We start from the raw sequence: 20,524 nt of genomic DNA, 5'->3' as shown, positions 1-20,524 counted from the left end.
CGCCCCGCGGCCGCCCCCCCCCCCCCCCCCCCGCCCCCCCCCCCCCCGTTCTCCGGCCTCTCGGCCGACTCTCATCGGCTCTCCGCGACGCGCCGCCTCAGGGGCGGCCCCGGCCATTTTCGTCGGGTCCTGCGACGCGCCGCCTCAAAGGCGATCCCGACCCGCTTTGATCGGGTCTTGCGACGCGCCGCCTCAGGGGCGCCCCCGACCACTTTCGCCGGATCCTGCGACGCGCCGCCTCACGGACGATCCCGGCCGCTTTCGTGGAGTCCCGCGACGCCTCGTCTCAAGGGCGATCCCGGACGCGACCGCCCCACGGCCCCGGCGCGGTGCGCGAGCACCGCGCCGGGGCCGTGATCACGAGGTCAGGGAACGATGTTGACCAGCTTGGGCGCACGAACGATGATCTTGCGCGGTGCGCCGGACAGGAAGGACCTGACCTTCTCCGAGTTCAGGGCCAGCGCCTCCAGGTCGATCTCGGAGATCTCCGGGGAGACCTCCAGCCTGTCGCGCACCTTGCCCGCGACCTGGACGACGCAGGTGACGGAGTCCTGGACCAGCAGCGCCGGGTCGGCCACCGGCCAGCCCGCCAGGGCGACCGACCCGGTACGGCCCAGCCGCTCCCAGCCCTCCTCGGCCACGTACGGCGCGACCAGCGACAGCATGACCGCCAGGGCCTCGGCGGCCTCCCTGACCGCCGGGTCGGCGGCGCCCGGCCCGGAGTCGATGGCCTTGCGGGCCGCGCTGGTCAGCTCCATCAGCCGCGCCACCGCGACGTTGAAGCGGTGGGACTCGACCAGCCTGGTGACCTCGTCGACGGTGTGGTGGACCGTCCTGCGCAGGTCAACGTCCCCGGCCGTGACGTCGGCGCCCGGGGCGGAGGCCGCGCCCGCCTCGGCCATGACGCGGAACGCCCGGGCCAGGAACTTCTGCGACGCCGCCGCGGAGACGTCGGCCCAGTCGATGTCCTCCTCGGGAGGACCGGCGAACAGGACGGTCAGCCGGACCGCGTCGACACCGTAGGCGTCGATCTGCTGCCCCAGGTCGATGCCGTTGCCCAGCGACTTCGACATCGCCTTGCCCTGGTTGATGACCTGCCCCTGGTTCAGCAGGCGGGTGAACGGCTCGACGAAGTCGACCATGCCCATGTCGTGCAGGACCTTGGTGAAGAACCTGGAGTACAGCAGGTGCAGCACGGCGTGCTCCACGCCGCCGACGTACTGGTCGATCGGGCCCCACCGGCGCACGCCCTCGACGTCGAACGGGCCGTCCTCGTAGGAGGGGTTGACGTAGCGCAGGAAGTACCACGAGGAGTCGACGAAGGTGTCCATCGTGTCGGTGTCGCGCTTGGCCGCGCCGCCGCACTTGGGACAGGAGACGTTGACCCACTCCTCCGCCGAGGCCAGCGGGGAGACGCCCTTGGGTGCCAGGGCCTCGCCGCGCAGGTCCGGCAGGGTGACCGGCAGCTGCTCGTCGGGGACGGGGACCTCGCCGCAGTCACCGCAGTGGATGATCGGGATCGGGCAGCCCCAGAAGCGCTGGCGCGACAGCAGCCAGTCGCGCAGCCGGAAGTTGACCGTCGGGCGGCCGGTGCCGCGCTCGCCCAGCACCTCGACGATCTTCCGGATCGCGTCGGCCTTGGCCAGGCCGTCCAGCGGGCCGGAGTTGACCATGGCGCCGTCACCGGCGGTGGCGACACCGGTCTCGCCGGGGTCGGCCAGGCCGGTGTGCACGACCACGCGCACCGGCAGGCCGAAGGCCCGCGCGAAGTCCAGGTCGCGCTGGTCGTGCGCGGGGACGGCCATGATGGCGCCGTGGCCGTAGTCGGACAGTACGTAGTCGGCCGCCCAGACCGGCATGCGCTCGCCGCTGACCGGGTTGATCGCGTACCGGCCCAGGAAGACGCCGGTCTTCTCCTTGTCGGTGGACAGCCGGTCGATGTCCGACAGTTTCGACACGGCGGCCCGGTACGCCTCGAAGGCCTCGCGCCGGTCGTCGGTGACGATCTCCCCGGCCAGCGCCGCGTCCGGGGCGACCACGAAGAAGGTCGCCCCGTACAGGGTGTCGGGGCGGGTCGTGTAGACGGTGACCGGCTCGTCCCGGCCCTCGATCACGAAGTCGACGTCGGCGCCCTCGGAGCGGCCGATCCAGTTGCGCTGCATGGCCAGCACGCGCTCGGGCCAGTTGCCCTCCAGCTGGGCCATGTCGTCCAGCAGCCGGTCGGCGTAGTCAGTGATCTTGAAATACCACTGGGTCAGCTCGCGGCGGACGACCTCGGTCCCGCAGCGCTCGCACCTGCCGTCCTTGACCTGCTCGTTGGCCAGCACGGTCTGGTCCTTGGGGCACCAGTTGACCAGGCCGCCCTTACGGTAGGCCAGGCCGCGCTCGAAGAAGCGGACGAACAGCCACTGGGTCCATCTGTAGTACGTCTCGTCGCTGGTGTGCAGGCGGCTCGACCAGTCGAAGGAGATCGCGTAGCGCCTGTAGGAGCCGGCCTGGGTCTCGATGTTGGCGTAGGTCCACTCCGTCGGGTGCGCGTTGTTCTTGATCGCGGCGTTCTCGGCGGGCAGGCCGAAGGAGTCCCAGCCGACGGGGTGCAGCACGTTGTAGCCCCGCTGCACCCAGTAGCGGGAGACGACGTCGCCGATGGCGAACGCCTCGGCGTGCCCCATGTGCAGGTCGCCGGAGGGGTAGGAGAACATGTCGAGCATGTAGCGCCGTTCACGCGGGTCGGCGGGGTCGTCGGAGGCCCGGAAGGGGTCCAGCTCCTCCCACCGTCGCTGCCACTTGACCTGCAGGGCCTGCGGGTCGTAGTGCTGATCGTCGCTGTGCATGTCGGCTCGTTCGTTCACGTCAATCTTCCCTTGGGGTGTGTCCGCGTGGATGGCCCGGCCCGTCCGGCCCAATACAAAAACCCTCCGCTCACGCGGAGGGCGGCCGCATCGGCAGGGCGCTCAGGGACGGGACAGCCGATGCGGCCCGATAAGCAGGGTCGCGGCACGCATATGCCAAGACTATCGCAGCCCGCAAGGGATATCCGTGGCCCGCGCAAAGCCGGTCCGATGACGCCGAAGAGCGGGCGGCGAGCCGTACAGACCGGCAGAATGGGGTCTTCCGCCCTCCCCCGGGCGTGGCGAGACCCGATGGGCATGCGCCTGTTGTGACCTCGTATGTCCCTCGCGTTTACTCTTTCAACCGTGGCATATTCAGTAGAGCCGGGGGGCCAGGACCCGTTGGAGGTCGGCCTGCCCATGCAGGATCCGCCGACCGATCCCACCGGGCTCCAGTTCAGGGGGGCGTTCTCCGGTTTCCCTGCGAGCCCCCCCGTCTCACGTGAGACCATGCCCAATACGCCTAATTCGGGCACCCGTGCGGGAGGTAAGGAAAGCATGGCTTCGGAGCAGTCCAGCCAGTCCCACCTGCCCCCGGCACGGCCGGAGACGGCCGAGCCGGTGCCCTCGTGGGCGCAGGAATCCCTCGGGACCGGGCCTCGGCTGCCTCGCCCGCAGGACGAACCGCGGGGTGGCGAAGGCTCCTGGCAGACCTCTCCCGGCGGTGCCCCGGGCGGGGAGGGCGGCCGTCCTCCGGGTCCGCAGGACGGCGGCCGGGCGCAGACTCCCCGTCACGACGGGTGGGAGCAGGGCGGTGGCCCGGCGTGGCCCGCCGCGCAGGACGCGGCGCGGCAGGTCCCGGGCTCGCCGCGTGACAGCTGGGCCGACGCCTTCAGCCCGCAGGGCGACCGCCACGCGCGGACGGCGGACTCGTCCTCCCCGGGGGGCTGGGGACAGACCTCCGGTCCCTCCGACGGCCGGCCGCAGGACACGGCGGCTCCGTGGGGCGGCCAAGGACCTGCTCCCGCCACCCCGTACCAGGCCTCTTCCGGCGGCGTCGAGTCGCGCCACGCCTCTCCCGGCAACGGCGAGTTCTCCCCGGCCTCCGGCGCCTCCCCCGGCAACGGGTGGCCGCAGCCCACCTCCCGCGACGACGGCCCGTCACAGGGATCGGGCTCCCGGCCGTCGGACCCGCTCGGATCGGACCCGCTCGGGGCCCCCGGGGCGCCGAACCCGTGGCCGTCGAGCCCTCAGGCATCAGACCCGTTCGGGGCGAATCCCCCGGGCCAGGGGCCGCGCACGGACGGCGGGGACCGTCACCTCTCCTCGCCGAACAACGCGTGGCCGCCCTCAGGTTCCGCGCAGGACGGCTCCCCCGTCCACGCCCCCACCCCGGACCCTCGCGGTCAGGTCTCACCTCCGGCGCCCGGCCACGCCTCTCCTGGCCATGCCCTTCCGGGCGACAACGCCTGGGCACAGGCCACCACGCCCAACGGCCCCGGCTGGTCGCACACCTCGGGCCCGCGGTACGACGACCCGCTACGCGATTCCGGCCCGCGGTACGACGACCCGTCACGTGATTCCGGCCCGCGGTACGACGACCCGTCACGTGATTCCGGGCCACGGCACGACGGCCCGCAGCCCGGCGCCCCCTGGCCCGACAACCCGCAGCCCGGCGGTTCACAGCACGGCGGTCCCCGGCACGACGGCCCGCAGCACGGCGGCTGGGGGCAGGTGCCGGACGCCGGCAGGGACCCGGGGCGTCAGGCACCGGGCACCGCGGGCGAGACCTGGCAGGGCGGCGCGCCCTCGCATGACATCTCCGGCGGTACCGGATCGCGGCCCGCGGAGAACGGATGGCCGCCGGCACCTCCCGGCGAAGGCGCCTTCTGGCCACCGGCACCGCCGGCGGGCGGGGAGGCCTGGCCTCCCGTGCCCTCCCGGGAGAGCCCCGGCCTCGCCGACGCGCAGACCTCCACGTTCTCACTCCCCTGGACCGACCCCCCTGCGGGAGGCACCGCTCCCTCCCCGCACGGTGACGCTCCCCTCGGCGACGCGAGCCGCCCCCGCCCCGAGAACGGCGCGGGTACGGGCGCCGGGAACGGTACAGGTGCCGGGAACGGGATGGGCACCGGTACAGGTGCCGGGAACGGGATGGGCACCGGTACAGGTGCCGGAAACGGGATGGGCACCGGTTCGGGTGCCGGGAACGCTCGGCGTAGTTACGGCGTGCCGGACAACCCGGCCATGTGGGCCATGGCCGCCGCGAGCGCGGCGGCCGCCACCACGTCCTCTCCCGGCGAGGCTCCCGCCTTCCCGGGGAACGGCCCTGCCCAGCCGGGCCAGCCCGGACAGCCCGGACAGCCCGGCCAGTTCAACCAGCCCGGACAGCCCGGCCAGTTCAACCAGCCCGGTCAGACGGGTCAGCCGGGGTGGCCCGGACAGCCTGGCCAGGCCGGGCAGCCGGGTCACGCCGGGCAGCCGGGCCAGGCCGGACAGCATCTGAGTCGTGACCCCTCCGACCCGAACAGGCCGTTCGTCACCGCCGGTCAGATCAGCGGCCCCAAGACGCCCCCGCCGGAGCGCCAGCAGCAGTTGTGGAACACCGTCTTCGGCGAGAACTACCAGGCCATCGAGGACGGCGAGGAGGGCGAGGACCAGGGCAGACCGGTCTGGATCTTCGCGTTGGCCGGCTCCGTGGCCATCGCCCTGATCGGCGCGGTGCTTTGGGCCTTCCTGGCCGGGCCGCTCTCGTCGGCCGAGGAGAGCGTCACCGCCGACCCCAATCCCTCGGCGGCCGCCACCAAGAAGGCCAAGCCCCCGGCGATCGGCCGCCTGCCGCGCTTCTCCGGCACGCCCTCACCGGTGGAGGGCGTGCTCACCGACCAGCCGGCCGGGATCACGCTGGCCAAGCTCGGTGCTCCGTGGCGGCAGGACCAGCGGCCGAGCGTGCCGACCGCCTACGGCTTCACGACCCGCCAGTACCTTCCGGCGGGTACGGACTCCACCGGCAAGGCCCAGTTCGCACAGCTCATGTCGGGCCCGCTCTCGCAGCGCCTCAAGAGCAGGTACACCTCGCCGGACAAGCTCTCGCCGGTCCTCAACGCGGTGGCCTCCGTCGGCCGCAAGAGGTTCTTCCCCGAGGGCAACACCGCCCGCAAGACCGCCCAGCAGACCCTCAAGGTGAACGGCATGTCCGGCCAGCTCTCGGCGTACGAGATCACCTCCGGTGACGCGACGACGACGATGGTCGTGGCGGCCGTGAACACCGGCGCGGAGCTGCCCGCGATCGTCTACATGTCGGTGCCGGACAGCGAGAAGGAACTGCTTCCCGACATCAACACCGTCTTCAAGTCGATCCGCGCCGTGGGGTGAGTGACGCGTCGGTGTCCCGTCGGCTCGCGAGGCCGACGGGACCCGCCGGACGGCGTGGCGCGAAGAACCCGGACGGCGAGGCGAGGAGCCCGCGGAGAACGGTGCGCCGAAGAGGCCGATGAGGTGGAGGGTTCCCGGTCTGCCGGCACACCCCCACCGGCGCCGGAGATCCTGGGACCGGTCCGTTCAGAGGGACCCGGCCGTTCAGAAGGACCCGGCCCGTTCAAGGGGACGAAAAGGCTCGAAGACCGGCCCGTTCGGGGAACGGACCGGTCTTCCGGGGCCGTGGGCTCAGAAGGTGCACTCCAGGTGCTTGATGCCGTTGATGAAGCTGGAGCGGAGCCGGTCGGGCTCGCCGACCGAGCGGATCTGGGGCAGGCGGGTGAACAGCTCGCGGAACATCACGGTGATCTCCCGCCGGGCCAGGTGCGCACCCAGGCAGAAGTGCGGGCCCGGCCCTCCGAAGCCGACGTGCGGGCCCTCGGTGCGGCGGATGTCGAAGCCGTGGGGATCGGTGAAGACGTTCTCGTCGCGGTTGGCGGCCCAGTAGTAGAGCAGCACCTTCTCGCCCTCGCGGTACAGGTGGCCGTTCATCTCGTGGTCGCGGGTGAGGCTCCGGCGCATCCAGGCCACCGGCGAGGCGAGACGGACGATCTCCTCGACGGCTCCCGGCAGGCGCCCGTCGAAGTCCTCCAGCAGCAGGGCCCGCTGGTCGGGGTTCTCGGTGAACATGTGCAGGCCGTGCGAGATGGCGTTGCGGGTGGTCTCGTTGCCCGCCACCACCAGCAGGATGAAGAACGACCCCAGCTCCTGCAACGTCAGCTTCTCGCCGTCGATGTTGGCGCTGGTCAGGGCCGTGGTGAGGTTGTCGCCGCCCTCGGCGGCCAGCGAGATGACCAGCTCGCGGAGCCGTTCGCCGGCACCGAGGAGGAGCTCGGCCGCGCGGCTGACGTCGGCGATGAACTCCGGGTCGCCACCCGACAGGATGATGCTGGTGGCGTCGAAGACGGCCTGGTAGTGCTCGGGGCCGATGCCCATCATGTCGCAGATGATCTTCAAGGGAAGCTTGGCGGCCACCTCGGTCACGAAGTCGCAGCCGGGACCGGTGGCGATCAGCTCGTCCACGGTCCGCACGGCCGTGGCCTCGACGTCGGCCTCGAACTGCTTGATCATCTTCGGGGTGAACGCCCGCGAGACGATCCGGCGGAGCCGGGCGTGCCGGGGGTCGTCCATGTTGATCATCGAGCCGAAGTACTCGCTGAAGTCGGGACCGAGGTCCTGGATGGACGTCGCCCCGCGCTCCGAGGAGAAGATGTCGGGATGGCGGCTGGCCTCGACGATGTCGGCGTGCCGCACCAGGGCGTAGTAGCCCGGGCCTCGCGGGGCGAAGGGGATCTCGGGCTCGGCGAACAGGATCGGACCGGGCTGGGCGCGGAGCACCGCGAAGGCGGCCTCCCGATCGGCCATCGGACGCTCCCAGAAGGCGATGTCCGACAGGTCGATGTCCGCGAGTGCAACCGTCACGCCAGCCTCCACTAGAACCACATTCTGTTCAATGGATCCTGCCACAGTATCCTCAGCTCAGCCAGTCCAGGACGAGGTCGTTCACCTCCCGGGGCCGCTCCAGGTGGGGGAAGTGCCCGGCCTCGGCGACGTGCTCCACCCTGGAGCCCGGCGGGAGGAAGGCCGCGGCCCTCTCGGTCAGGCCGATTCCCAGGGCGCCGTCGCGCGTCCCGTGCAGGTAGAGGATCGGCACCTGTCCCCCGGTCGCGGCCTGCTCGGCGGCGTAACGGCCGGTGGGGGGTACGGAGCCGAGCATCGCGCGGTAGTAGCCGATCGCGGCGGCGAGGTTGGCCGGGTCGCCCAGGCTGCGCCGTACCAGGGCGACGTCCTCGGTCGCGTCGTACCCGGGCGCCCAGTCGCGCCACAGCCCCTCGATGAACCCGTCCCGCGACGCGGCGGCCTCGGCCGCCCAGGTCTGGAAGAGGAAGATGTAGAAGGACCGCTTGAGCTGGTCGTAGTCGAGGAAGACGTCCGACATCGCCGCCGTGGGCGGCACCGCCATGGCGACCGCCCTGCGCCAGCGTTCGGGGGCGAAGGCGGTGGCGCCGTAGACGGGGAAGGCGCCCCAGTCGTGGCCGATGAGCACGGCGTCGCCGTCGCCGCCGAGCGCCTCGTGCAGCGCGCAGGCGTCGGCGATCAGCGCGCCGCCCTCGTAGGCGCCGTCGGCGGGGATCGCGGTGGGCGCGTAGCCGCGCATGAACGGCGCGACGGCCCGGTATCCGCGTCCGGCGAGCTCGGGCAGCAGGTGCCGCCAGGTGTGGGCGGTGTCGGGGAACCCGTGCAGGCACAGCGCGAGCGGCCCCTCGCCCTGCGCCAGGTAGGTGAACTCGACGCCGTTGGCGGTGACGGTGCTGGTGTCCATGGGAGAAAACCTAACACCCGCTTGGTAAGCGGCGCCCGGCCCCCGCGCGAGGTCAGGCGCCGTACGGCAGATGCTTGACGCCGTTGATGAAGTTGGACAGCAGGGGGTCGGGCTCGCCCGTCGAGCGGATCCGGGGCATGCGGGTGAACAGCTCGCGGAACATCACGGTGATCTCCCGCCGGGCCAGGTGCGCGCCCAGGCAGTAGTGGGGCCCCGGGCCGCCGAACCCCACGTGCGGGTTGGGGTGGCGGGTGATGTCGAAGACGTCGGGATCGGTGAAGACGGCCTCGTCACGGTTGGCGGAGTTGTAGAAGAGCAGGACCTTGTCGCCCTCGCGGTAGTGCTGCCCGCCCATCTCGTGGTCGCGGGTGAGCGTACGGCGGAACTGGATGACCGGGGTGGAGTGGCGGACGATCTCCTCGACCGCGCCGGGGATGTACCTCTCGAAGTCACCGGTGAGCAGCTCGCGCTGTCCGGGGTTGCCGGTGAGCAGGGTGAGCCCGTGCGCGATGGCGTTGCGGGTCGTCTCGCTCCCGGCGACCACGAGCAGGATGAAGAACGAGCCGAGCTCCTGCGGGGTGAGGTGCTCGTCGCCGTTCACCAGCGTGCCGACCAGGTCGCCGTTGGAGGCGCCCCGGCGCTCGCGGCCGAGCCGGATCGCCAGCCGGCTCAGCTCGCGCCCGGCGGCCAGCAGCGCGACCAGGCCGCGGGCCACGTTCCAGCGGTTCAGGGTGGGCTCGATCCCGGTGTACTCGGCGTCGGCGTTGCCCAGGATGACGTTGGTGGCGCGCAGCACCCGGGGGTGGAGCTCCGGCGGGACGCCCATCATGTCGCAGATGACCTGGACCGGCAGCCGGGCGGCGATCTGGGTGACGAAGTCGCCCGGTCCCTCGGCGATCGCCTCGTCCACGATGCGGGTGGCCGCCCGCTGGAGGTCCTCCTCCATCTTCGCCAGCACCCTGGGCGTGAACGCCCGGGAGACGATGCGCCGGAGCCTGGCGTGCCGGGGATCGTCCATGTTGATCATCGAGCCGAAGTACACGGCGAGCCAGCGGGGCATGTCGACGATGCTGTTGGCGGTCGGCTCGCTGCTGAACAGGCCGGCGTTCCTGCTCGCCTCCGAGACGTCGGCGTGCCGCACCAGCGCGTAGTAGCCGGGCCCGTGCCCGACGAAGGGGATCCTGTTCTCCCGGGTGAACACCGGGCGGTCGAGGGCGCGGAGCCGCCGGAAGGTCTCCACGCGCTCCCGCTGGGGCCGCGCCCAGAACGAGATCTCCGACAGGTCGATGTCCGTCGCGTCCACGGTCATGGCCTCAGATTCGTGCAAGTGACCACTTACGTCAAGGGATGCGGGCATCCCTTCGGCGTCTCGCCGGGGGCCCCGGCGGCGAGGGTGACGGCCGGCGGGAGCCCTCCGGGTCGCCTGACGGAGAGGACCCCGGCGGAGGGTGACGGCCGCGGTCCGGGAGCGGCGACGGACCCCGCCGGTCAGGCCGGGCCGGTGCGCGCCGCGATGAGGTCGGCCGCCCTCTCGGCGATCATGACGGTGGGCGCGTGGGTGTGCCCCCGGTTGATGAACGGCATCACCGACGCGTCCACCACCCGCAGGCCGGCGATCCCCCGGACCCGCAGGCAGGGGTCCACCACCGAGCCGGGGTCCTCCCCCATCCGGCAGGTGCCGACCGGGTGGTACAGGGTCTCGCTCCGCTCGCGGATCCAGCGGGCCAGCTCCTCCTCGGTCCTCGCACCCCAGTAGGGGGCCATCGGCGGCCCGGCGAGCGGGCGGAGCGCCTCGGTGGCGAACAGCTCCCCGGCCCTGCGCAGCCCGGCCACCTGCCGCCGCAGGTCCGCCTCGGCCGTGAGGTAGCGGGGGTCGATCACGACGTCGCGGCCGTCCAGCGAGACCCGGCCCCGGCTCTCGGGCCGGAGCAGGATCGAGGCGATGGTCAGGCCGTGACCGGCGGGCGGGGTGAGGCCGTGGTCGATGAAGGGGCCGGGGGCGAAGATCAGCTCGATGTCGGGGGCGGGCTCGGCCGGTGAGGTGCGGACGAACGCCACGGCCTCGCCGACGTTGGAGGTGAGCATGCCCCGGCGGCCGACCAGGAAGCGGATCAGGTTGCCGGTCGTCTCGGCGCCGGCGAGCGTGATCGGCTCGGGGCAGTGCAGGAAGACGCCCGAGGCGAGGTGGTCCTGGAGGCCGGAGCCGACCTCCGGCAGCTCGTGGACCGGCTCGACGCCCGCGGCCAGCAGCTCGTCGGCGGGGCCGACACCGGAGAGCATGAGCAGGTGCGGGGAGCCGATCGCGCCGGCCGAGAGCAGCACCTCCCGCCGTGCCCGCACCACCGTGACGGCACCGGCGTCCCCGCCCCCGCCCCCTGCGCGGGCACCCCGGCGTCCGCGGCGGCCCTCGTCCCGGCCGCCGGCGTACTCCACGCCGACGGCGCGGCCGTCCTCGACGAGCACCCGGCGCACGTGCGAGGAGGTCAGCACGGTGAGGTTGGGCCGTCCGGCCGCGGGCGCGAGGTAGGCGTCGGCCGAGCTGCACCGGCGGCCCCGGTGCTGGGTGACCGGCGTCGGCGAGCACCCCTCGTTGGAGGGCCCGTTGAGCTCGTCCAGCCGGCCGATGCCCACCTCCTCGCAGGCGCGCAGGAAGAGCGCGGTGGCCGGGTTCGGGGAACGCAGCTCCGAGACGTGGACCGGGCCGTCCGTGCCGTACACGTCACCGCGGTTGGATCCCGAGCGCCGCTCGGCCCTGCGGAAGTACGGCAGGACCTCCTCGTAGGACCAGCCGGGCACGCCCCAGCCGTCGTAGTCGGCGCGGTGCCCGCGCACCCACATCTGCGCGTTCATCGAGGAGGAGCCGCCGAGCATCCGGCCGCGCGGCCAGTAGAGCTCCCGGCCCGACAGGCCGGCCTGCGGGGCGGTGGTGAAGTTCCAGTCGTGCTCGGTCTTGAACAGCCTGGCGAACCCGGCCGGCATCCGCACCGCGAGCATCCGGTCGGACCCGCCCGCCTCGATCAGGGCGACCGTCGTGCCGGGGTCCTCGGACAGGCGCGCGGCCAGCACGCACCCCGCCGATCCCGCGCCCACGATGACGTAGTCGTACTCCACGCTCACTGACCCCTCCTCGCCCAGACGGTCAGCTCGCCTCCCCGTAAGCGGGCTCTCATCTGCATACTCTCTCCCGGTTTGCCCGTCAATTTGTGACCGCCATTACCTACCGGCCGGTATCTCCGGCTGCGAGGATGAGCGGGTCGGAGCTGCTCGGAGGAGGAACGCACCATGCTCAACCTGTCGATCGTGCTGGAGGACAGCGCCAGGGAGACCCCGGACCGCACCGCGCTGGTCTTCGGCGACCTGAGGCTGCCGTACTCCTTTGTCGACACGATCGCGAACCAGGTCGCCAACCTGCTGGTCTCCCGGGGCATCGGCCGCGGCGACAAGGTCGCGCTGGCCTGCCCCAACCTGCCCTACTTCCCGTTCGTCTACTACGGGATCCTCAAGGCCGGCGCCACGGTCGTGCCGCTCAACGTGCTGCTGCAGACCAGGGAGATCGCCTACCACCTGGAGGACTCCCAGGCCAAGGCGCTGTTCTGCTTCGAGGGCACCCCCGAGCTGCCGCTGGGCGAGCGGGGCAGGGCGGGCTTCGAGGCCTCCTCCGCCGAGCACTTCTTCGTGCTGCCCGCCGCCGCCCTCGCCACCGAGTCCGAGCACGGGGAGACGATCTGGGCGGCGCTGGACGGCGTGCCGGGCACGTTCGAGACCGTGCAGACCGCGCCCGAGGACACCGCGGTGATCCTCTACACCAGCGGCACCACGGGCCAGCCCAAGGGCGCCGAGCTGAGCCACCAGAACATGCTGCTCAACGCCATGGTCTCGGACGAGATGTTCCCCCGCACCGAGGGCGGCGACGCCTACCTCGCGGTGCTGCCGCTCTTCCACTCCTTCGGGCAGACCGTCGTCATGAACGCCGGGTTCCGGCGGCGGGCGACCATCGTGCTGATGCCGCGCTTCGAGCCGGGCCCGGCGCTGGAGCTCATGCGCGCCGAGAACGTCACGCTGTTCGCGGGCGTGCCGACCATGTACTGGGCGATGCTGACGAAGATCCACGCGGACGGGGACGCGGTGCCGACCACGCTGAGGATCGCGGTGGCCGGCGGCGCCTCCTCCCCGGTCGAGGTGCTGCGGGACTTCGAGAAGACCTTCGGGGTCGGCATCTACGAGGGGTACGGCCTGTCGGAGACCTCCCCGGTGGCCAGCTTCAACCAGGTGGGCAGGACCAGCAAGCCCGGTACGGTCGGCACGCCGATCTGGGGCGTGGAGATGCGCCTGATCGACGGCGACTGGAAGACGGTCGAGGGCGAGGGCCCCGGGGAGATCGCGATCCGCGGCCACAACGTGATGAAGGGCTACCACAACCGGCCCGAGGCGACCGCCGAGGTCATGCGGGACGGCTGGTTCCGCACCGGTGACATCGCCACCCGCGACGCCGACGGCTACTACTCCATCATCGACCGCGCCAAGGACATGATCATCCGGGGTGGCTTCAACGTCTACCCGCGCGAGCTCGAGGAGGTGCTGATCACCCACCCGGAGGTCTCGCTCGCGGCGGTGGTCGGCGTCACCCACGACTCGCACGGCGAGGAGGTCAAGGCGTACGTCATCCGCACCCCCGGCGCGACGGTCACCGAGGAGGAGCTGATCGCCTGGGCCAGGGAGAACATGGCGGCGTACAAGTATCCGCGGATCGTCGAGTTCAGGGACGCCCTGCCGATGACCGCGACCGGCAAGATCCTCAAGCGCGAGCTGCGCTGACGGCGATCCCGCCGCCCGGCCGGGTCCCGAGGAACCGGCCGGTCCCGGACCGGCCGGGTCCCGGTCCTGAGCCCGGCTCGTGAACAACCGGGCTCAGGACCGAACGAGCTCAGGCACGAAAGGGCCGGGGCCCGGCCAGGGCTAGGGCCAGTCGCGGGAGGGGCGGAGCGGCATGCCGGCCGTGCCGTCGGCGTTGAGCCTCACCCCGAGGATCTGGTGGAGCTGGATCTTGTTGCGTTCGAAGCCGACCACGCAGGCCGCCATGTAGAGGCGCCAGACCCGCGCCGTCCCCTCCCCGACCTCACGGACCGCCTCGTCCCAGTGGTCGTCGAGGTTGGCGCACCAGTAGCGGAGGGTCTGCGCGTAGTGCTCGCGGAGGTTCTCCTCGTGGCGGATCTCGAAACCGGTGTCCTCGATCTGGCGGGCCAGGTAGCCGACCGACTCCAGCTCCCCGTCGGGGAAGACGTAGCGGTTGATGAAGCCGCCGGCGTTGATGGTCGGCTCCGTGCCCGTCGGACGGGTGATGCAGTGGTTGAGCAGCCGCCCGCCCGGGACGAGCTTGCCGTACAGGAAGCGGACGTAGAAGGGGAGCTGGTCCTTGCCGATGTGCTCGGTCAGGCCGATCGAGCTGACCGCGTCGAAGCCCGTCTCCGGCACGTCGCGGTAGTCCATGTGACGGACCTCGGCGAGCTCGCCGAGCCCGGCCTCGGCGATGGCCTTCTGCGCCCACTCGGCCTGCTGGCGCGAGAGCGTGACGCCCAGCGCCTTCACGCCGTACTCGCGGGCGGCGTGGATCACCATGCCGCCCCAGCCGCAGCCCACGTCCAGCAGCCTCATCCCGGGCCTGAGGCCGAGCTTGCGGGCGACGAGGTCGAACTTGGCGAACTGCGCCTCCTCCAGCGTGGTCTCCTGCTCGGCGAAGACCGCGCAGGTGTAGGCCATGGAGGGGCCCAGCACCCACGAGTAGAACCTGTTGGAGACGTCGTAGTGGTGGTGGATCGCCTCGGCGTCGCGGCGCTTGGCGTGCCTGCTGCCCATCCGGGCCAGCACGCTGCTGCGCACCTCCTGCGGGGGAGGCGGCATCCGCGTGAGCAGCGGGCGCATGCCCAGTGCCCGGATGGCGGCGAGTTTCTCCTTGGCCGGGATGTCGTTGACGGTGAGCGCCCACATCCGCGACAGCAGCGTGTACATGTCGCCGTGGACGTCGAGGTGCCCGGAGACGTAGGCCCTGGCCAGGCCCAGCTCTCCCGGCGCCTGCGCCAGGTAGGCGACGGCCGCCGGGGTCTTCACCTCGACGGTGACGTCGGCCCCGTCCGGACCGGCCTTGCTTCCGTCGTAGGCGATGAAGCGTACGTCCGCCTCCGGGCCCATGACCTTTTCGAAGATCTCTGCGAGCAACACAGAATCAACCTCTCCTAACGCCCCCGAACACACTTGTCGTAGAGATCGAGCAACCGGCCACCCCCGTCGTATGCCCGCTTGATCGGCCAGTAGGCGGTTCCGTTGTAGAACCGCCAGAACTCATCCTCCGGATAGTAAGAGGTTGAGTACAGCGATTTATGCCCCTCCAGCTCGTGGACCCGGTTCTCGATGAGACGGTTGTGGTAGCCGTCGAACCGCCCCCGGGGCAGCGGGACCGTTCCCCAGAAGCCGAAGTTGACGTACAGCCGCCCCTCCTGGAGCGGGTAGAGCGGCCACTCGCCGGTGGAGCGCAGCGGGCACATCCACACCGGCGTCATGCCGACCTTGTCGTGGAAGAACTCCAGGAACTCGGCGCCGCGCTCGACGGGCACCTCGATGTCCTGGATGACCGACTCCTGCACCGGCAGGCCGCGCCAGCGGTCCACCCGGGCGATCACGCCGTACCTGCGGTCGAGGCCGACGAGCCTGCGGTAGACGTCCGAGCGCATCCACGTGCGCGGCATCAGGGAGCGCACCAGCGCGCTCTGCACGCCGAAGGCGCGCGAGCACCAGAACCAGTCGGTGTCCCAGCGCCACAGGTAGTCGCGGACGGTCAGCCAGTCGCGGGTCCTGGTCTGGATCGACCGGTAGTAGATGCGCATCCCGGTGTAGTCCGACAGGTACGGCGCGCGCTCGGCGAAGCGCCCCACGGTCACGTACAGCTCGCCGGGGCCGAAGAACGTGCCGTCCACGAAGTCGACGCGCTCGCCCTCGTACTCGCCGCTCTCGCAGATGTCGCGCATCGCGAGCATGCACTTGTCGGCGTCGCCGAACGGGATGTGGGTCAGCCTGACGTAGGGGTCGACGGGCTTGAGCCTGATCCGGATGCGGAGCGCGTAGCCGAGCGTGCCGTAGGAGTTGGGGAAGGCCCGGAACAGGTCGCGGTGCTCGTTGTCGTCACGGGCCACCACGATCCGTCCGTCGCCGGTGAGGATCTCCAGCTCCTCCACGGACTCGTGCGGCAGCCCGTCCCTGAAGCTGGTGGACTCGATGCCGAGCCCGGTCACCGCCCCGCCCAGCGTGATGGTCTTCAGCTGCGGCACCACGTACGGCATGAGCCCGTGGGCGAGCGTCGCGTCCACCAGGTGCTCGTAGGTCGTCATCCCCTGGACCTCGGCGGTCATCGTCTCGGGATCGACCTCGATGACCTGGTCCAGATCCCTGGCCGAGAGCGCCGAGAGCTTCGCCGCCCGGGCGCCGTCCCTGAAGCGGAACAGGTTCGTGGTGGCCTTGGAGAGCCGCGGCACCGCGCCGTCAGGGATGGCGGCGTAGGACTCCCTGATCTGCTCCACCGCTTGCCGGTGCGCCGACATCGCCGTCATCCGTCGCACGGTGATCACCCCCACTGACCGTCGTTGGAAAGATCGCCCCTAGGCACGTTATATCTCGGATCTCTCCGGAGCCAGGCGGGGCGCGTTAAACGCGGGAAAACTCTACGAGAGCGCCGAACGGGACCTGCGGCCGACCACCGGATCGGCCCCGTTCACCACGTTGACCACCGGGCGGCCGTCGAGCGCCGCCTCCAGGTTGTCCAGCACGCACCGGATCAGGCGTCCGGTGGACTGCGGGGTGACCCCGGCCACGTGCGGGGAGAGCAGCACCCGGGGGCTGCTGCGCAGCGGGTCGCCGGGCGGCAGCGGCTCGGTGTCGAACACGTCGAGCGCGGCGCCGCCCAGGTGCCCGGACTCCAGGGCCGCCACGAGGGCCGCGGAGTCCACCACCTGCCCGCGCGCCGCGTTGACCAGCAGGGAGCCGGCGGGCATCGCCGAGGGGTCGATCATCCCCCGGGTCTCCTCGGTGAGCGGGACGACCACGACGAGCACCCGGGAGCCGGCCACCAGCTCGCCGATCTCCCGGTAGGTGTAGGGCACCTCGCGCGGCGTGCGGGTCCAGTAGGAGACCTCGCACCCGTGGGCGGCGAACATCCGCGCGGCCGCCTCGCCGATCGGGCCGAACCCGACGACGCCGACGGCCGAGCCGTACAGCTCGGCGGGCCCGAGGTCCAGCTGCGGCCAGTGGCCGGCGCGGACCGCGGCGTCGGCCTCCGGCAGCCGCCGCGACAGCGCGAGGGCGGCCGCGAGGCACCATTCGGCCACGCCGATCGCGCTCACCCCTGCGGTGTTGGCCAGCGGCACGCCGGCCGCGGCGAGCGCGGCGAGGTCGTGGCCGTCCACGCCGACGGAGGGCTGCTGCACGAACGCCAGGTCGGGCGCGGCCCGGACGGCCTCGGCGTCCAGGGTGAGGCCGCCGCTCCAGTCGCCGACCACGATCTCGGCCGGGCCGAGGGCCGCCAGCAGCGACCGGCGGTCGCGGGCGGCCGGGACCGATACCTCGACCCGGTCGCCCAGGGATCCGAGCAGGTTGCGCACCGCCGCCTCGGGGAGGGGCGGCAGCGCGAGCACCTTCCAGGTCATGTCACTCGCCTCCGCGGGGGTGGAAACCGGAGAACACCCGGTTCATCAGGGGACGCTGAGCATCCCACTCCCCGTCGTGGACGGTCCAGGCCAGCACCATGACCGTGTCGCCGACCTCGATGAACCGCCGCAGCTCGTGGTAGGTCACGCCGGGCGCGGCCCAGGGGATCCCGCCGTTCTCCTTCGCGGTCCAGGTGAACTCCCACTCCAGCGCGGCGCCGTAGGACGAGGGGACCCTGCGCAGGTCCTCGGAGTGGAACTCGCTCTGCAGGGCGGCGCTCTCCCTGACGGTCCGCTGGAGCGCGTCCAGGCCGTCGAAGGACTGCTCCATCGGCTCCACCGCCAGGTGGGCGCGCCCGTCGCGGCGCAGCCACTGGGTGTAGCCCGTCTCGTTGGTCAGCTCGCCCCTCCAGCCGGCGGGGTAGGTGATGGACCAGTTCTCCGGGGGCCGGGCACGCCAGGTGCGCAGCTCCTGGGCAGGCGCCGCCGTCGGAGTGGGGGTCGGTGTGGGGGTCGGCGTGGGGGTGGGGGTCGGGGTGGGTGAGGCGGTGCTCCTGGCCGGCTCGGGTTCCGCCGTCGAGGCGGCGGGCCCGGAGCGCGCCACGTTCCGCTGGTCGGGCTGGGACATCGCGACGGCGGCCACGGCGCCGCCGGCCGCCAGCACCAGCACCGACGCCACGATCAGCGGGACCCGCCCGCCGCGCCGCCGCCGGCGCCGGCCGGCCACCGCGAGGTCCCCGCCCTCGCCTCCGTCCCGCGCGACCGCCCGGCGCGACGTCCCCGTGGTGCGGTGGGCCGCGCTCTCCCCGGTACGGCGTGAGGCGGTCTGCCGGTCCTGGCGAATCGCGTTCTCGCCGGTGCGGCGGATCGCGGCCGACGGGTCGCTGAGGACCTCCGCCAGCAGCGCGTCGGCCTGCTGCGCGCTCAGCCGGTGGGCGGGCTCGCGCTGGAGCATGCCGGTGAGCACCGCGCGCATCTCCGGCGGGACCCTGGTGAGGTCGGGCTCCTCGCTGATGAGCGCGCCGAGCGTGGCGATGGCGTCGCGGCGCTCGAAGGGGGCCTGGCCGACCAGGGCCGCGTACAGGGTGGCGCCGAGCGCCCACAGGTCCGACCAGGGGCCCGCGTCGGCGCCGGTGGCGCGTTCGGGCGGCAGGAAGCTCGGCGAGCCCGTCACCATGCCGGTCTGGGTCAGCGAGGTGTCGCCCTCGATGGTGGCGATGCCGAAGTCGGACAGGACGGCGCGGCCGTCGGGCTCCAGCAGGATGTTGCTGGGCTTGACGTCGCGGTGCAGGATGCCGGCCTCGTGGGCGGCGCGCAGGGCCGAGAGCACCTGGCGGCCGATGTCGGCGACCAGGTGCACCGGCAGCCGCCCGACCTCGTCCAGCCCGCGGGCCCTGACCAGCTCCATGATGATCCAGGGACGGCCGTCCTGCTCGGCCACGTCGTAGATCGCCACGATGCCGCGGTGGTTGAGCCGGGCCGCCGTCCTGGCCTCGCGGGAGGTGCGGGCGAGCTGGACGCTGTGCTCGGCCGGTGAGAGGTGAGGTGGCAGCAGGACCTCCTTGACGGCCACCGCGCGGTTGAGGAGGGTGTCGTAGCCTTCCCACACGACCCCCATCCCGCCCCGGCCGAGCTCTCGCAGCAGTCGATAGCGCCCAGCGACCACCCGTTCACTGTGCGGATACGTCATCGCAAAACCCCTAGGTCCCGTTCGGAGAGGGCGCAAGTTTCCCATACGCGCGCGGGCGCCACGCGGCTCCTGGCGATGTGTCTTGCCACGGAAAGCCGAATGTTGTTCTACTTGGGCGGGACGGGTCGCCAAGTTCTTTACCAAGCGTTTGCTTGTGTGAGCCGTGCCGGACTAGAGTCGATGTCGCAGCCGAGGAGAATGTCGATGGAGCGCGTGACCAGAAAGGGCCCGCTGGCCGGAGTCCGCGTGCTCGAACTGGCGGGACTGGCCCCCGGCCCGTTCGCCGGGATGATGCTGGCCGACCACGGCGCCGAGGTGCTGCGCGTCGAGCGGGCGAGCACGGTCGCCAAGGCCGGGGACCGTCCGCGCGCCGACGTGATGGACCGCGGCAAGCGGACCGTCGGCGTGGACCTGAAGTCCCCCGAGGGCGTGGCCGCCTTCAAGGAGCTGGCCCGGCACGCCGACGTGGTCGTCGAGGTGTTCCGCCCCGGGGTCGCCGAGCGCCTCGGCATCGGCCCGGCCGACCTGCACGCGGTCAATCCGCGCCTGATCTACGGGCGGATGACCGGCTGGGGCCAGGACGGCCCGCTCGCGGCGACCGCCGGGCACGACATCGACTACATCGCCGTCTCCGGCGTGCTGTCGATGCTGGGCCGCGCGGGTGAGCGGCCCACGCCGCCGATCAACATCCTCGGCGACTTCGCCGGGGGCGGCCTCATGCTCGCCTACGGCGTGCTGCTCGCGCTGATCGAGCGGGAGCGGACCGGCGAGGGCCGGGTGATCGACGCGGCGATGGTGGACGGCGCGGCGACGCTGTTCGCGATGTTCTACCACGGCGTGCAGAGCGGCTTCTGGGGCCCCCGCGGCACCAACCTGCTCGACACGGGCGCGCCGATGTACGACACCTACGAGACCGCGGACGGCGGGTACCTGGCCGTCGGCTCGCTGGAGCCGCAGTTCTGGGCGGAGATGCTCGCGCGGATGGGACTGTCCGCCGCCGAGCTGCCCGACCGCGAGGACCGGTCGCGGTGGCCGGAGCTGCGCGAGCGGCTGGCCGAGGAGTTCAGGTCCAGGACCCGCGCCGAGTGGGAGGCGGTGTTCGACGGCTCGGACGCGTGCGTCTCCCCGGTGCTGGAGATGGGCGAGGCCGCCGACCACCCGCACAACAAGGCCAGGGGCGCGTTCGTCGAGGTCGGCGGGGTACGGCAGCCCGCTCCCGCGCCGCGCCTGCTGGGCGTGGACGAGCAGGACCTCTCCCCCGCGACCCGGCTGGCGGACCTGACCTCCTGGGGTCTGCCGGAGGAGACCGCGGCGCGGCTGCGCGAGGCGGGGGTGCTGGCGTGACGGGCGCGCACGACCCGGACGGCCCTCGGAGCACGGAGGACACACAGGGCGGTCAGGGCGGTCAGGGCGGTCAGGGCGGTCAGGGCGGTCAGGGCGGTCAGGGTGCTGAACGCACAAGGGACACGGAGGGCACGGAACGCATGGAAGGCACGGCGGGCGCGACGAACAC

At 72.1% G+C, this 20,524-nt stretch carries 13 protein-coding genes; 3 read left to right on the top strand and 10 right to left on the bottom strand.

Annotated features, from left to right (window positions below; all coding sequences use genetic code 11):
• Nucleotides 1-365: 365 nt before the first annotated feature.
• Nucleotides 366-2,834 (bottom strand): leucine--tRNA ligase, encoded by a 2,469-nt coding sequence (leuS, locus tag ACLQ2R_RS13270; RefSeq protein WP_425960042.1) that lies wholly within the window; start codon nt 2,832-2,834, stop codon nt 366-368.
• Between the two features lie 1,677 nt (nt 2,835-4,511).
• Nucleotides 4,512-4,646 carry a hypothetical protein gene (locus ACLQ2R_RS13265; protein WP_425959773.1) on the bottom strand — a complete coding sequence of 45 codons (135 nt, stop codon included), beginning with the start codon at nt 4,644-4,646 and terminating at the stop codon, nt 4,512-4,514.
• A gap of 414 nt (nt 4,647-5,060) precedes the next feature.
• Between ACLQ2R_RS13265 and ACLQ2R_RS13260 the strand changes: the two genes are divergently transcribed.
• Entirely contained in the window at nt 5,061-6,206 is a 1,146-nt protein-coding gene (locus tag ACLQ2R_RS13260; protein ID WP_425959772.1) for a collagen-like triple helix repeat-containing protein, read from the top strand.
• 291 nt (nt 6,207-6,497) lie between these two features.
• On the opposite strand, the gene ACLQ2R_RS13255 is transcribed toward ACLQ2R_RS13260, so the two are convergent.
• The 4 genes from ACLQ2R_RS13255 to ACLQ2R_RS13240 form a co-directional block, all read right to left on the bottom strand.
• Complete coding sequence (locus ACLQ2R_RS13255; RefSeq protein ID WP_425959771.1) at nt 6,498-7,730, bottom strand: cytochrome P450; 1,233 nt, start codon at nt 7,728-7,730, stop codon at nt 6,498-6,500.
• Between the two features lie 52 nt (nt 7,731-7,782).
• Complete coding sequence (locus tag ACLQ2R_RS13250; RefSeq protein ID WP_425959770.1) at nt 7,783-8,631, bottom strand: alpha/beta fold hydrolase; 849 nt, start codon at nt 8,629-8,631, stop codon at nt 7,783-7,785.
• Nucleotides 8,632-8,683: 52 nt separating this feature from the next.
• Nucleotides 8,684-9,940 carry a cytochrome P450 gene (locus ACLQ2R_RS13245; protein WP_425959769.1) on the bottom strand — a complete coding sequence of 419 codons (1,257 nt, stop codon included), beginning with the start codon at nt 9,938-9,940 and terminating at the stop codon, nt 8,684-8,686.
• A gap of 179 nt (nt 9,941-10,119) precedes the next feature.
• Nucleotides 10,120-11,748 (bottom strand): GMC family oxidoreductase, encoded by a 1,629-nt coding sequence (locus ACLQ2R_RS13240; RefSeq protein ID WP_425959768.1) that lies wholly within the window; start codon nt 11,746-11,748, stop codon nt 10,120-10,122.
• Nucleotides 11,749-11,913: 165 nt separating this feature from the next.
• Here ACLQ2R_RS13240 and ACLQ2R_RS13235 point away from each other — a divergent pair, with 165 nt between their 5' ends.
• Complete coding sequence (locus ACLQ2R_RS13235) at nt 11,914-13,446, top strand: long-chain-fatty-acid--CoA ligase (RefSeq protein ID WP_425959767.1); 1,533 nt, start codon at nt 11,914-11,916, stop codon at nt 13,444-13,446.
• A gap of 141 nt (nt 13,447-13,587) precedes the next feature.
• Here the strand turns inward: ACLQ2R_RS13235 and ACLQ2R_RS13230 are convergent, their stop codons facing one another.
• The 4 genes from ACLQ2R_RS13230 to ACLQ2R_RS13215 form a co-directional block, all read right to left on the bottom strand.
• Nucleotides 13,588-14,847, bottom strand: a complete 1,260-nt coding sequence (locus tag ACLQ2R_RS13230; RefSeq protein WP_425959766.1) for a class I SAM-dependent methyltransferase — start codon at nt 14,845-14,847, stop codon at nt 13,588-13,590.
• A 14-nt stretch (nt 14,848-14,861) separates the two neighbouring features.
• The gene (locus tag ACLQ2R_RS13225; RefSeq protein WP_425960041.1) at nt 14,862-16,220 is read right to left on the bottom strand and encodes an FAD-binding oxidoreductase; all 1,359 of its coding nucleotides are present in this window, start codon (nt 16,218-16,220) and stop codon (nt 14,862-14,864) included.
• A gap of 120 nt (nt 16,221-16,340) precedes the next feature.
• A complete protein-coding gene (locus ACLQ2R_RS13220) occupies nt 16,341-17,321 on the bottom strand; it encodes an NAD(P)-dependent oxidoreductase (protein WP_425959765.1) in 981 nt (326 codons plus the stop codon).
• A gap of 1 nt (nt 17,322) precedes the next feature.
• Complete coding sequence (locus ACLQ2R_RS13215; protein ID WP_425959764.1) at nt 17,323-18,987, bottom strand: serine/threonine-protein kinase; 1,665 nt, start codon at nt 18,985-18,987, stop codon at nt 17,323-17,325.
• A 228-nt stretch (nt 18,988-19,215) separates the two neighbouring features.
• Here ACLQ2R_RS13215 and ACLQ2R_RS13210 point away from each other — a divergent pair, with 228 nt between their 5' ends.
• Nucleotides 19,216-20,355, top strand: a complete 1,140-nt coding sequence (locus tag ACLQ2R_RS13210) for a CaiB/BaiF CoA transferase family protein (protein WP_425959763.1) — start codon at nt 19,216-19,218, stop codon at nt 20,353-20,355.
• The last annotated feature ends 169 nt before the right edge of the window (nt 20,356-20,524 follow it).

The sequence above is a fragment of the Streptosporangium sp. DT93 genome (assembly GCF_049844535.1).
Classification (GTDB): domain Bacteria; phylum Actinomycetota; class Actinomycetes; order Streptosporangiales; family Streptosporangiaceae; genus Streptosporangium.
The sequence above is the reverse complement of the archived record's forward strand: the minus strand, read 5'-3'. Positions and strand labels throughout refer to the sequence as shown.